The sequence below is a fragment of the Cupriavidus sp. MPR-AND1C genome, assembly GCF_058809705.1.
The window spans coordinates 25,466-39,361 of the sequence record NZ_JBXASU010000002.1 but is presented as its reverse complement, the minus strand read 5'-3'; the positions used below and the strand labels follow the sequence as shown (position 1 = coordinate 39,361).

Annotated in this window: 12 protein-coding genes; 11 read left to right on the top strand and 1 reads right to left on the bottom strand. The window is 57.9% G+C overall.

All coding sequences use genetic code 11. The annotated features are described in order from the left end of the window. Positions 1-130: 130 nt before the first annotated feature. The 9 genes from AC1RWI_RS01490 (at position 131) to AC1RWI_RS01450 (ending at position 9,739) form a co-directional block, all read left to right on the top strand. The gene (locus AC1RWI_RS01490; RefSeq protein ID WP_492864112.1) at positions 131-1,636 is read left to right on the top strand and encodes a CoA-acylating methylmalonate-semialdehyde dehydrogenase; all 1,506 of its coding nucleotides are present in this window, start codon (positions 131-133) and stop codon (positions 1,634-1,636) included. Between the two features lie 72 nt (positions 1,637-1,708). Continuing rightward, positions 1,709-2,695 (top strand): zinc-binding dehydrogenase, encoded by a 987-nt coding sequence (locus tag AC1RWI_RS01485; protein ID WP_492864110.1) that lies wholly within the window; start codon positions 1,709-1,711, stop codon positions 2,693-2,695. A gap of 42 nt (positions 2,696-2,737) precedes the next feature. Continuing rightward, the gene (gene mmsB, locus AC1RWI_RS01480) at positions 2,738-3,619 is read left to right on the top strand and encodes a 3-hydroxyisobutyrate dehydrogenase (RefSeq protein ID WP_043354033.1); all 882 of its coding nucleotides are present in this window, start codon (positions 2,738-2,740) and stop codon (positions 3,617-3,619) included. A gap of 33 nt (positions 3,620-3,652) precedes the next feature. Further along, a complete protein-coding gene (locus tag AC1RWI_RS01475) occupies positions 3,653-4,879 on the top strand; it encodes an ABC transporter substrate-binding protein (RefSeq protein WP_492864108.1) in 1,227 nt (408 codons plus the stop codon). 240 nt (positions 4,880-5,119) lie between these two features. Further along, positions 5,120-5,890, top strand: coding sequence for an ABC transporter ATP-binding protein (locus AC1RWI_RS01470; RefSeq protein ID WP_043357883.1), 771 nt, complete (start codon positions 5,120-5,122; stop codon positions 5,888-5,890). 35 nt (positions 5,891-5,925) lie between these two features. Continuing rightward, the gene (locus tag AC1RWI_RS01465) at positions 5,926-6,633 is read left to right on the top strand and encodes an ABC transporter ATP-binding protein (RefSeq protein WP_492864106.1); all 708 of its coding nucleotides are present in this window, start codon (positions 5,926-5,928) and stop codon (positions 6,631-6,633) included. A gap of 4 nt (positions 6,634-6,637) precedes the next feature. After that, positions 6,638-7,525, top strand: a complete 888-nt coding sequence (locus AC1RWI_RS01460) for a branched-chain amino acid ABC transporter permease (protein ID WP_043357885.1) — start codon at positions 6,638-6,640, stop codon at positions 7,523-7,525. An 11-nt stretch (positions 7,526-7,536) separates the two neighbouring features. Then, on the top strand, positions 7,537-8,568 hold the full coding sequence (locus tag AC1RWI_RS01455; RefSeq protein ID WP_492864103.1) for a branched-chain amino acid ABC transporter permease: 1,032 nt from the start codon (positions 7,537-7,539) through the stop codon (positions 8,566-8,568). Positions 8,569-8,737: 169 nt separating this feature from the next. Further along, positions 8,738-9,739 (top strand): zinc-dependent alcohol dehydrogenase family protein, encoded by a 1,002-nt coding sequence (locus AC1RWI_RS01450; RefSeq protein ID WP_492864101.1) that lies wholly within the window; start codon positions 8,738-8,740, stop codon positions 9,737-9,739. Positions 9,740-9,802: 63 nt separating this feature from the next. Here the strand turns inward: AC1RWI_RS01450 and AC1RWI_RS01445 are convergent, their stop codons facing one another. After that, complete coding sequence (locus AC1RWI_RS01445; RefSeq protein ID WP_492864099.1) at positions 9,803-11,467, bottom strand: AMP-binding protein; 1,665 nt, start codon at positions 11,465-11,467, stop codon at positions 9,803-9,805. Between the two features lie 242 nt (positions 11,468-11,709). Between AC1RWI_RS01445 and AC1RWI_RS01440 the strand changes: the two genes are divergently transcribed. Beyond that, entirely contained in the window at positions 11,710-12,459 is a 750-nt protein-coding gene (locus AC1RWI_RS01440; protein ID WP_492864097.1) for a nitroreductase, read from the top strand. A 48-nt stretch (positions 12,460-12,507) separates the two neighbouring features. Next, complete coding sequence (locus AC1RWI_RS01435) at positions 12,508-13,878, top strand: MFS transporter (protein WP_492864095.1); 1,371 nt, start codon at positions 12,508-12,510, stop codon at positions 13,876-13,878. Positions 13,879-13,896: the final 18 nt, after the last annotated feature.

Below are 13,896 nucleotides of genomic sequence, written 5' to 3'. Positions count from 1 at the left end.
GGATACCGATCTTCCAATTTATCTTATACCAAATGCAGAAACGCTGAAATAAGATGCCTCCTACCGAGGGCCCGGGTGTCACTGGAGCCCGAGACCGACAGTCCATAGAAACCACGGAGGCACGTTTCCCATGTCCAGCCTGATCGAGCACTTCATCGCCGGCACGACCTATTCCGAACCTCGTACGCGTACCGGCGCCGTACACAATCCGTCCACGGGCGAAGAGATCGCCCGGTGCGCTTATGGCTCTTTCGCGACCGTAGACCACGCGGTGATGGTGGCCACCGAGGCCGGGCGGCGCTGGGGGCGTGCCTCGCATGCTGCGCGCCAGGCAGTAATCTACAAACTGCGTGAGCTGATGATCGCCAATCTGGATACGTTGGCAGAGGCAATCGGGCGCGAGCACGGCAAAACGATCCCGGACGCGAAGGGCGAACTGGGTCGGGCGATTGAGGGCATTGAGTTCGCTTGCAACGCCCCCCATGTGGCCAAGGGGGAATATGCGAACAACGTCGGCGGCGATATTGAGGTCTTCTCGATGCGTCGACCAATCGGTGTCGTTGGTTGCATTACCCCGTTCAACTTCCCGATTATGGTTCCTGCCGTGATGATGACGATGGCGGTCGCTGTCGGAAATGCCATCGTATGGAAGCCTTCCGAAAAGGTACCCAGCGCGGCGCTCGAATTTGCCCGCCTGTGGAAAGAGGCCGGCCTGCCGGACGGCGTGTTTAACGTCGTGCAGGGCGACAAGGAAGTGGTGGACGCGATTCTCGAGCACCCGGGAATCGCTGGTGTGAGCTTCGTGGGCTCCACCACTGTCGGGGAGTACATCTACCAGAAGGGTACCTCACACAACAAGCGGGTCGCGGCCTTCACAGGTGGAAAGAATCATATGGTCGTGCTGCCCGACGCCGACCTGGAAGCTGCAGCAAGTGCCTTTGTTTCTGCCGGTTTTGGGTCGTCGAGCCAGCGGTGCATGGCGGTCTCGCTTCTCCTTCCCGTGGGCCATGAAACGGCTGAACGCCTGCGGGATCTCATCATTCCGAAGATCCAGGCGCTGAAGGTCGGACCCTACAACGATGCCAGCGCGGACTTCGGCGCGGTTGTGTCCAGGGAATCGAGGACGTCTGTCGAACGCGCCATTTCCCGCTGTATCGAGGAAGGTGGCGAGCTGGTGATTGACGGACGAGAGATCGAGATTCCCGGCCATCCCAATGGCTTCTACCTGGGCCCGACCTTGTTTGATCGCGTCACAACCGACATGCACCTTTATAAAGAGGAAGTGTTTGGCCCCGTGCGAGGAATCATGCGGCCAACAAGCTTCGAGGAGGCAATCGAAATCACTAACATGCATGAGTATGGCAATGGCTCGGTGATCTTCACCCGCGACGGAAAGTCGGCACATCGCTTCATGATGGAGGTCGAGTCCGGCATGATCGGTGTGAATGTTCCCGTTCCGCTGCCGTCCGCCTACTTCAATTTTGGTGGTTTGCGCCGCTCCAAGTTTGGCGAAGGACACCTCTACGGCCCGGATGCCGCCCGCTTCTACACGAAGATCAAAACGGTCTCGCAACGCTGGCCCGAGCCTGACGAACGCGCACTGCCTATCTCTCTCGCATTCAATCCCAGCGCGTAAATCCCATACGCGGCGGCCGTCAGGCCGCCCAGGCCATGGAAACATCGGATCTACATAGAGGAATGGAGACGAATGATGAAAGCAGTTGTTATTGTGAATGGAGCAGGACAAGAGCGTCCGACGCTCGAGTACCGAACCGTTGAAGATCCAGTACCCGAGGCCAACGAACTCCTGGTGTCAGTGCGTGCCGCCGGGATCAATCGCATCGACCTGCATCGTTCCACTGCGCACGGTGGGCCCGCAGCTGGCAAGCCCTTGATCGCCGGGCTCGAGATGTCCGGTGACGTCATTGCGGTCGGCGCCGCCGTCAGCGAATTCAAAATCGGCGACAAGGTAATGGGGATGACGATGGGCGCTTATGCTGAGCTCGCCACGATCGATCACCGTGTCGCACTGCGTCTGCCGCCAACGTTCACTTACGACCAGGCGACCGCGGTAGCAACCGTGTATCCCACCGCGCATAACGCACTTGTCACGAATGGTCAATTCTCGTCCGGCAAGACTGTCTTGATCCAAGGTGTCGCTTCTGCGGTAGGGATTGCCGCGCTGCAAATTGCGAAGGCAATGGGGGCAAAGCGGGTGATCGGCACGGGACGACCCAATGCCAAAGCAGACCGTCTGGCGGAACTGGGCTTGGATCGGTTCTTGATCAACGGACAGCACGATATCCCGACAGAAGTGCTCAAGGTCACCGATGGGCGCGGTGTAGATGTTGTGGTCGACATGGTCGGCGGTCCTGTCATTTCGGACAACCTCGAATGCGTCGCCCTTGGGGGGCGAATTGTGAACGTTGGCTGGGTTGGCGGCACGAAAGGCGAGATTGACCTTGACACGCTGGCCAAGAAGCGGATCAGCCTTGTCGGCGTCTCCTTCAGAACGCGAACCATCGAGCAAAAGACCGCGCTGTTTGCGGAGTTCGCGCGCGACGTCTACCCCTTTTTCGTCTCCGGGGCGTTAGTGCCAGTCATCGCGGCCACCTACCCATTGTCTGAAGCACTGACCGCGCAAGACGCCATGGCAGAGGACAAACACTTTGGGAAGATCTTGCTTCATCCCTAATACCGCCCAACGCGAATAGAAAACAAACGATCAGGAGACGCTATGAAAATCGGCTTTATCGGTCTTGGCCACATGGGCCTGCCCATGGCTTCCAACCTGCTGCGAAGCGGGAATGCCGTACACGTATTTGACACTTCATCCCAGGCCATCGGCCTTGCCGTTGAGCGCGGGGCCATCGCCACCGGATCGATTGCCGACCTTGCGGCAGCCGTGGACGTCGTCATCACCATGCTCCCCAATCCGGCCATTGTACGCAGTGTCGTTGCCGGGCCGGACGGTGTGCTCGCACATGCCAAGGACGGCACGCTGATCATCGAGTGCAGCACAAGTGACCCTCAAACGGCTCGTGACCTGGAGTCGATGGCTCAATCGTCCGGCAAAGCGATGATTGATGCTCCGGTTTCCGGAGGTGTCCCGGGCGCTGAAGCAGGAACGCTGACGTTCATGGTCGGTGGCACGGAAGAGGCATTCGTTGCAGCCCGGCCAATCCTTATGGCAATGGGCAAGAATATTGTCAACTGCGGGCCTGCAGGAAGCGGACAAGCGGCCAAAATTTGCAACAACCTCCTGCTTGGCGTATCCACGATCGCCGTGTCCGAGTCGATGTGCCTCGGTGTGAGCCTCGGCTTGGCTCCTGACGTGCTGGCCGCAATTATCAATACGTCCTCAGGCCGTTGCTGGGTATCCGAAGTCTACAACCCATACCCCGGCGTGGTGAAGAGTGCGCCTGCATCGAACGACTTCTCCGGAGGCTTTGCCTGCGATCTGATGATCAAGGATCTCTCTCTTGCTCTTGATGCAGCGAGTGGCACGAGGCAACCGCTGCCCATGACAGCGTTGTCCAAGCAACTCTTCCAGTTGCTGAGTCTGAAGGGTGAAGGATCGAAGGACATCACTGCGATTGTGCAGATGTTCAAGATGTAGAAGAGACAGAACTAAAGAAAATAAGGAGACAGGATGAAACGCTACATCAAGTTTGGCGCTGCGGCGATCAGCGTCGCGCTGAGTGTCAATACGGCGCATTCACAGCAGTCGAAGGTGTCGGACGACGTCATCAAGATCGGTGTGTTGACGGATCTGTCTGGCACCTACTCCGAGTTCTCCGGGCCTGGAGCAGTGACAGCCATCAAGATGGCAGTCGAAGATTTCGGTGGGAAAGTCTTAGGCAAGCCGATCGAAGTCGTGGTTGCCGATCACCTCAACAAGCCAGATGCGGCGTCAACCAAAGCGCGGGAATGGTTCGACACGCAGAAGGTAGACGTGGTAGCGGATCTGACGAACTCTGCTGTAGCCATTGCGGTAAGCAAGCTCGCATACGAAAAGAATCGCATCGCGATTGTGACCGCCGCGATGACCGAGAAGCTGACCAACGAGGAATGCACACCGAACACAGTCCACTACGTTGCAGATACATACGCGTTTGCCAACGGAACCGCGAAGGCGATGCTTGAGCAAAATGGCGACACCTGGTTCATTCTGGCAGCTGACTACGCGTTTGGCACCCTCATGCTGGACCGACTCGCTGGCACCGTAAAGGGCGGAGGAGGAAAAGTCGTCGGTTCCGCAAAGCACCCGCTCGGTGCGTCGGATTTCTCTTCATTCATATTGCAAGCACAGGCGTCGAAGGCAAAAGTTATCGGCCTGGCCAACGCAGGTGTTGACACTGTCAACGCCATGAAGTCCGCCCAGGAGTTTGGCGTAACCAGAAGTGGAAAGCAAAGCCTCGTCGGGCTTGCAACCACCATTACCGACGTTCACGGGATGGGGTTGAATATTGCGCAAGGCCTCCTGCTGACGACGCCGTTCTATTGGGACATGAACGACGAGACGAGAAAATGGTCGAAGCGTTATTTTGACAAGATGAATAAAATGCCGAATATGGTTCATGCCGGCGACTACTCATCGATCATGCACTATCTCAAAGCGGTTCAGGCCGCAGGTACCGATAATGCAAAGGACGTCATGGCCAAGATGCGCGAGCTTCCCATTAACGATTTCTTCGCGAAAAATGGAAAGATTCGCGAAGACGGACGAATGGTGCATGACATGTATCTGATGCAGGTGAAAAGTCCTGCGGAGTCAAAGTACCCGTGGGACTACTACAAACTCAAGAAGACGCTGCCCGCGAGTACCGTGACTATTCCGGTTGAACAGAGCAAGTGCCCCTTGCTCAAGAAAGGCTAGACCTATAGCCGGACGCCTATTCTCAAGCGCGAGCGAAGCGTGGTTCCGCACGATTTTTGTTTTCGATCAGGCTGGCACGCGTTGGAGCCAAGTTCCTCCAGCGCTTGAGATTCCAGGACAGATATCACTCCCTGCTCCCAACGCGTCGGGATTGGCCCTACCGCCAACCCGACCCGCGAGCGGCTCATCGCTGCGGCCGCACTGCACGGAGCGACCTACATTCATGATTGGGAGGTGACGATGATGGACGTCATCCTAGAGACGCGCAGCCTTACGAAACAGTTCAAAGGCTTTACCGCCGTATCAGACGTGAATCTGAAGATTCAACGTGGCCATATTCACGCATTGATTGGACCAAACGGCGCAGGCAAGACAACCTGCTTCAACCTTCTGACGAAGTTCCTTGCTCCGAGTAGCGGGGCAATCTTGTACAACGGTCGAGACGTCACCGGTGCCAAGCCCGCACAGTTGGCGAAAGACGGGATCATCCGCTCGTTCCAGATATCTGCGGTGTTTCCCCACCTTACGGTCCTGGAGAACGTGCGGATCGGCCTTCATCGCGCGCTTGGTACCTCCTTCCACTTCTGGAAGAGCGATCGCACACTGCATCGTCTCAATGAGCGCGCCATGGCGTTGCTGGAGGAGGTTGACCTCGCCGCTTATGCCGACGCCATCGCTGTAGACCTTCCCTATGGGCGAAAGAGGGCGCTCGAGATTGCAACCACTCTGGGCATGGAGCCAGAGCTGATGCTGCTCGATGAGCCGACGCAGGGGATGGGGCATGAAGATGTCTCCCGGGTAGCCGAGCTGATCAAACGCGTATCTGCAGGCCGAACCATCCTGATGGTTGAGCACAACATGAATGTTGTCTCTGGCATCTGCGATCGAATTTCCGTCTTGCAGCGTGGAGCGCTACTGGCCGAAGGAACGTATGCGGAGGTATCCGCGATTCCGCAGGTCATGGAAGCGTATATGGGAACTACAAGCGGGTCCTTGGTGGGCTCGCATTGAACATAGGGCGAGATTGCTCGCCAGGGGGAGTGGGGATGGAAAAGGCGCTTGAGGTCGTCGATTTGCATGCCTGGTATGGGGAGTCCCACATTTTGCACGGGCTCAACTTCTCGGTGAACAAGGGGGAGGTTGTTACGCTGCTTGGCCGAAATGGTGCCGGCCGAACCACAACACTCCGGGCAATTATGGGGCTTACAGGTAGCCGGAGGGGTTCGATTAAGGTGGGTGGGATCGAGTCAGTGCATATGGCAACCCACAGGATTGCCCACCTGGGGATCGGCTACTGCCCGGAGGAGCGCGGCATCTTCTCCGGTCTCACTACGCAAGAGAACCTGATGCTGCCGCCTACGTTGTCGAGATCCGACCGTGGCATGTCGATCGATGAGATCTACGGCATGTTTCCGAACCTCGCGGAGCGAAAAAATAGCCCCGGCACGAGATTGTCTGGAGGAGAGCAGCAAATGCTTGCTGTGGCGCGAATTCTCCGCACCGGCGCGAGGCTACTTCTTCTTGACGAGATATCGGAGGGTCTGGCCCCCGTGATCGTTCAAGCTCTCGCGCGCATGATACTCAGGCTTAAGGAAAAAGGGTACACCATCGTCATGGTAGAGCAAAACTTCAACTTTGCGGCGCCGTTGGCGGATCGCTTTTACATCGTCGAGCATGGCGAAACCATCGAACATTTTACCGCGGGCGAGCTTCATGAAAAGACCTCGTTGCTAGGTGAACTACTGGGAGTCTGATGAGATGGACGAGATTCTTGGAATTCCAATGCCAGCCCTGATGAGCCAACTTTTGATTGGCCTCATTAATGGCTCCTTCTACGCGATGCTTTCGCTTGGGCTGGCAGTCATTTTTGGGTTGCTCAACGTCATCAACTTCGCGCATGGGGCGCTTTACATGGTAGGAGCGTTCCTCGCCTGGATGGGGATGAATTACTTTGGTATCAACTATTGGGTGATGCTGCTCGCATCGCCACTCATTGTTGGCGTTATTGGACTCCTGATCGAGCGGACCATGCTGCGTTGGCTGTACAAGGTAGACCATATCTACGGCTTACTGTTGACCCTTGGGATTACCTTGGTTGTGGAAGGTGTATTCCGGGCCGCCTACGGTGTCTCGGGGCAGCCTTATGCCGCACCGGATGCGCTGTCCGGTGGCATAAACCTTGGGTTCATGGTGTTGCCTACCTATAGAGCATGGGTCGTGGCAGCCTCACTTCTGGTCTGCATGGGTACCTGGTACGTGATTGAGCGCACGAAGCTTGGAGCCTACCTCCGGGCGGGGACGGAGAACCCGAAGCTCGTTGAGGCATTCGGTGTCAATGTGCCAGTCATGGTCACGCTGACATATGCGTTTGGCGTGGCGCTTGCCGCGTTCGCCGGAGTTCTCGCTGCGCCCGTGATCCAGGTGTCTTCGCTCATGGGTTCGAGCCTGATCATCACAGTCTTTGCGGTGGTCGTCATCGGGGGGATGGGGTCGATCATCGGTTCGATCCTGACAGGTCTCGGACTTGGCGTAATTGAGGGTCTGACACGCGTTTTCTACCCTGAATTGTCCGCGACCGTGGTCTTCATCCTCATGGCGATCGTGCTGCTGGTACGGCCATCCGGGCTGTTTGGTAAAGAGAATTGATGGAGTAGTCGATGAGTAAGATAGCGTTCTGTTTCATCGCGCTGTGCGGCGCCATTTTCCTGCCTTCACTGATCTACCCGGTGTTATTGATGAAGATCATGTGCTTCGCACTGTTTGCCTGCGCCTTCAATCTGTTAATTGGCTTTACCGGACTCCTTTCATTTGGACATGCCGCGCTCTTCGGCGCAGCTGGCTATATGGCAGGGTACGCAGCCAGGGACCTGGGCATTCCGATTGAAGGATCGATCGTTCTTGGCGTGTTGGCATCTGCGTTGTTGGGGTTCCTTATGGCGGGTCTGGCAATTCGGCGAAAGGGTATCTACTTCACCATGATTACCCTTGCGCTGGCGCAGATGGTCTACTTTGTCTTCCTTCAAGCTTCCTTCACGGGTGGCGAGGATGGAATGCAGGGAATTCCGAGAGGGAAACTGATGGGGATGATCGACCTTTCTGATGATACGGTCATGTACTACGTCGTCCTGGTCATCTTTGCATTGACACTCGCACTCATTGCCCGCATTGTCCATTCTCCGTTTGGGCAAATCCTGCGAGCGGTGAAGGAGAACGAGCCTCGTGCCATCTCGCTCGGGTACGATGCAGATCGCTACAAGCTTGTTGCCTTCATTCTTTCCGCGGCGCTGACTGGGCTTGCGGGCGCGACAAAAGCGTTTGTCCTCGGGTTCGAAACGCTCGTGGATGTTCACTGGCAAATGTCGGGACTAGTGGTTTTGATGACCTTGGTCGGCGGTGTTGGCACGCTCACCGGGCCGATAGTCGGTGCAATCATCATTCTCATCCTCGAGAACAAGCTTGGCGAAATCGGTGTATTCCTCGCAGATCTCACGCATATTGAATGGTTCGGAGCCCTCGGCGAATCGGTGACTATCGTGACTGGTTTGACGTTTATTGGCTGCGTGCTAGTCTTTCGAATGGGCGTAGTCGGCGAACTCAATACATTGATACTGAACATGCGCAGAAGTGGAGCCAAGTCTGCCGCCCGGAAAGATGTGAGTGCAGTACAGGAGCCTTCGCGACTTAATTGAGGCTGACACAGGCGGGGCACTATTGGAACCAGAAGAGTCGATTAAGGTCGATATCGGTGAGGCGCGGTCCTGAGTTCAATTGGCACAGTACCGGTTCAACGATCCAGTGGAAGAGCTGACAAGAGAGGTGGAATTGATGCGCGCGTTTCAAGTAGATCAGGCGTGGTCCATGGATAACGTCAAAATGGCCACCCGTACGCGACCGACACCAGGGCCTGGCCAGGTGCGAGTGAGAATGAGCGCTGCGGCGTTGAATTATCGTGACCTCATCATTCCCATGCGTGGATACGGTAGGCGAATGCAGGATCTGCCATTGATTCTGCTTAGCGATGGTGTGGGCATCGTTGACGCTATGGGTGATGGTGTGTCAAGAGTGGCATTGGGTGATCGAGTTTGTCCGATTTTTTACCAGACTTGGCTGGCTGGAAAGCCCAGCAACGAGACAATGCTCTCCAGCTTGGGTTGCGAACAGGATGGAACCATGAGTGACTACATGGTGCTGCCGGCCGAAGGCGTTTGTCACGTCCCTTCACACCTTAGCGACTTTGAGGCGGCCACACTGCCCACCGCGGCTGTCACTTCGTGGCGTGCTTTGGTGACTGAAGGGGGACTGAAGGGGGGAGACAGGGTCCTGTTGCAGGGCACAGGAGGCGTTTCGCTATTCGCTTTGCAGTTCGCCAAGTCGCTGGGTGCGCATGTGATCATCACTTCGTCGAGTGACAAGAAGCTGGCGCGGGCACGAGAGCTCGGTGCGGATGAGACCATCAACTACACCACGGATCCGCAATGGGGACGCTCCGTCAAAGCGATGACGGACGAAGCCGGGGTTGACCACGTTATCGAAGTCGGAGGAGCGGGGACGCTCGAGCAGTCGCTGCGTGCAGTTCGCACGGGGGGCACCATCAGCATGATCGGCGTGCTCTCCGGTTCCGAACCCAGGATTCCTCTCGGCCAGGTTGTCACGCGCCATGTTCGGCTACAAGGCATTACCGTCGGAAGCCGGGCGGACTTCGAATCCATGTCGGCACATATTGCCGGACAACGGCTGCGCCCGGTCGTCGACAGCGTATTTCCGTTCGAAGCATTGCGAGACGCCATGGATTACCTGGCTACTGGCCAACATTTCGGGAAAATCTGCATCAGTCATGCGGGCCAGATGGCGAATAACTGATGCTCCGAATGGCGACGAGCGAAGAGCGACGCAGCTGACTATCGTAGATCGCGGACAGTGCCCTCAATCTGTGTGATTGGCAGCCAGTTCCGTGATCGCTTCCCGGCTGCCCGCTAACGCACGCAAGCGATACTTCTGAATCTTCCCGGTTCCCGTCTTGGGTAACGCCCCATACACAACCCTGGTCGGGCACTTGTAGTGGGCCAGACGGCTGCGGCAGAACGCAATGATCTCAGCTTCCGTCGGCGCTGCCACACCGTTCTTGAGTTCGATGAACGCGCACGGCGACTCGCCCCATTTGGGATGAGGTTGCGCCACGACAGCGGCAATCAGCACGGCGGGATGCTGGTGGAGGACGTCCTCGACCTCGACCGAAGAAATATTCTCTCCGCCTGAAATAATCACGTCCTTCGACCGATCGGTGATCTGGACGTACCCGTCCGGATGCACGACGGCGAGGTCACCCGTGTGGAACCACCCACCGGCGAAAGCCGCCTCGGTGGCCTCGGGGTTCTTCAGGTAGCCTTTCATCACGATGTTGCCGCGCAAGAGCAACTCGCCCTGTGTCGTGCCGTCCCAGGGGACCGATTCCATCGTGTCCGGGTCGGCCACACGGAGCCCTTCGAGGCCTGCGGCGCGGTTGCCCTGGCGAGCCATCAAGCGGGCCTTCTCATCGCCGGACTTTTCATTCCATGCGGGATTCGCGTACGAACTCACCGGCGTTCCCGACGCTTCGGTGATGCCATACACATGCTCGACGTCAAAGCCCTGCTCGATCACTGCCTTGAGCACGCTTGCAGGCGGCGGAGACCCAGCGGTGCGGATACGCACAACGTGCGAGAAGGGACGGCGCTCCTCCTGCGTCGCGGTGGCAAGTGACGCAAGCACGATCGGCGCGGCGCAGAAATGGTCCGCACCGTATGCCTCGATTGCACTAAAAATGTTGGCAGCGGTCACCTTGCGCAGGCAAACGTGGGTGCCGGCGGCCGCCGTGACGGCCCATGAAAAACACCAGCCGTTCGCATGGAACATGGGGAGCGTCCACAGGTACTTCGGCGCGCGCGGCATTCCCCAGTCTGTCAGCTGCAACATGCTCATGAGATATGCGCCGCGATGACTAGGCACCACGCCCTTGGGGTCGGATGTCGTGCCGGACGTATAGTTCAGCGCGATCGCATTCCACTCGTCATCGGGCCAGACTCCGGGGAAGTCGATGTCGCCCTCGCGCAGGAATTGCTCATACTCCATTGCGCCGATCGGTTCGCCCGCCGGCGCCAGCGCGTCGGCAATGTCGATCACCAGTGGCGCATTCGGCAAGCCTTGCAAGGCCTCGGCAGCCAGTGCCGAGAACTCACGGTCCACGAACAACACCTTGCATTCTCCGTGCGTGACGATGAACCGAATGCCGTCAGCATCCAGGCGACAGTTGATCGCATTCAGCACGGCACCGCTAAGCGGAATGCCGTGATGGGCTTCGACCATTGCGGGTGTATTTGGCGCCAGAATCGACACCGTATCTCCGCGGCCGACGCCGCGCTTGACCAGCGCGCTGGCCAGTTGCCTGCAACGCTCCCTTGTTACCTTCCAGGATTGGCGAGCGGGGCCATGGATGATGGCGGTGCGGTCCGGATACTGCTCGGCGCACCGGTCAAGAAAGTGCAGGGGGGTGAGCGGCATGTGGTTCGCGGCGCGGCGATCCAGTCCGACCTGGTAGATGTTCGTGTTCATGCGTTGTCTCCTGCAGATTTTCGAGGCTGGCGGGCGTGCTCCGCCAGCGATTGATCTTAGGTGCTTAAGTGGGTGACGATACCGCTCATGGCGCGCAAACAATGTCTTGCACAGGACAATGCCGTGCTCGAAGCATCCGCAGCCATCTGACGCGATTGTCGGCTACGTGACAGTGAGAACTCTGGGCCGGCACTACGCTCCTTCCCACACGCTCGTGTGAGCTGGTGAGAAGGGAAGCGAAAGTGAAAGTGAAAGCGAAAGCAAACAGATTGGCGTCGCCGCCTGGCGAGTTGGCAACGATTCGTCAGGCCGTGGAATGGGCCATCGTCACCCGCCGCAGCGTGCGGGCCTTCCTGCAGAAGACGGTCCCGGTCGAAACGATTGAAGCGATCCTTGACGTGGCTCGCTACGCCGCAACAGGCGTCAACATTCAACCGTGGAGGGTCCACGTGGTTGCCGGAGAGGCAAAGGAACGCCTTTGCGCAGCGATCCGGCGCGTCGATGACGATCCTGCGCTTTCCACCAGCCATTCCGATGAATGGGACTACTACCCGGAGCAGTGGGTCTCGCCGTATGTGGACCGTCGCCGTTCATTGGGATGGCAGCTCTACGGGCTGCTTGGCATCGAAAAAGGCAACAAGTCGCGGATGCAGCAGCAGCATGGCCGCAATTACCTGTTCTTTGATGCGCCGGTCGGATTGCTCTTCACCGTGGACCGAGTGATGAGCGAGGGCAGCCTGCTTGACTACGGGATGTTCCTTCAAAACATCATGGTGGTCGCCCGTGCACACGGTTTAAGCACCTGCCCGCAGGCGGCGTTCATGAAGTACCACACGATCATCGAACAGCAGCTTTCCCTGGCGCCAACCGAGAAGTTCCTGGTGGGAATGAGCCTCGGCTACGCAGACGAGAGCCGCGTGGAAAACACACTCGTGTCCGAGCGCGAGCCGGTGTCGAGCTTCACCTGTTTCCACGGCCTGGAACGCGCTTGACCGAAGATTTCACAACAATGACTTGATCCATCACGCATGGAGGAGACGATGAAAAAAGATATCGATGTGCAAAAGGTTGCAGAGAACGCCCGGTTCTCCGGGTTTCACGGCATCATCCTGTTTTGGTGTGTGGTGATTCTCGTGCTCGATGGCTATGACTTGGCGGTCGTCGGCGCTGCACTTCCTTCGATCATGAAGGCAATGGGCGTGGACGCCACCAAGGCCGGATTCATGGCCAGTTCGGCTCTGTTCGGCATGATGCTGGGCGCTATCTACCTGGGGACGCTTGCCGACAAGATTGGTCGCAAGCTGTCGATTTGCATCTGCGTGGGGCTGTTCAGTGTGTTCACTGCCGCTGCAGGCCTGACCAGCGATCCGGTCAGTTTCAGCGCGATGCGCTTTCTCGCCGGGTTGGGGATCGGCGGTGTCCTGCCGGTGGTCACTGCCCAGATGGGAGAGTTTGCCCCTGGCAAGGTGCGGGCGAGATTGGTGACGATCGTATTCGCCGGTTATTCCATCGGCGGCATCCTGGTCGCCCTGACCGGCAAGCAGCTCATCGGCGCCTACGGATGGCCGGCCGTGTTTTTGGTGGCGGGCCTGCCGGTCCTCTTCATTCCGTTCATCCTGTGGACGATGCCGGAATCGATGGCCTTCCTCGCCAAGAAGAATCGGCAGGAGGCACTCCGGCGTGTTGTACAGAAGATCGCGCCGGAGCTACGCATCGCCGATGACGATCGTCTTGTCGTACCGCAGGAAGCGATGGCGTCCAACGCTCCCGTCAAGGCATTGTTCGCCGATGGCCGTGCGCTGAGCACTGTCATGCTGTGGACGGCGTTCTTCACCGGGCTTTTCATGGTCTATTCGCTCAGCTCGTGGCTGACTAAGCTGATGGCGATGTCTGGCTACAGCCTCGGATCGGCGCTGAACTTCGTGCTGGTGTTCAACATCGGGGCAGCATGCGGGGCGATTGGCGGTGGGTGGCTGGGCGACAAGTTCAACATCAAGCATGTACTGGTGGCCTTCTACGCGACCGGTGCGGTGTCGCTCACCCTCATGGGATACACGAAGGCTACTGAGCTGCTCTTCGTACTTGTCTTCGTCGTCGGCGCATCGACGCTGGGTACGCAGTTGCTCGCGTACGCATACGCTGGCGAGTTTTACCCCGGCTCCATTCGATCGACCGGCGTCGGCTTCGCCTCGGGAATTGGCCGTCTTGGCGCCATCGTGGCACCGGTGCTGATTGGGATGCTGGTCGCTATGAAGCTGCCGCTTGAGCAGAACTTTCTTGCGATCGGTATTGCCGGTGTGATTGGAACGCTTGCCGTCACGCTGGTCGACCACCGCCGCAGCGCCTCCGTGCGGACGAAACAAGGTAGTTCGCTCGCCTCGCTGGATGTACGGTCGTCCACTCATCACTAAACCACTCTTACCGATTTA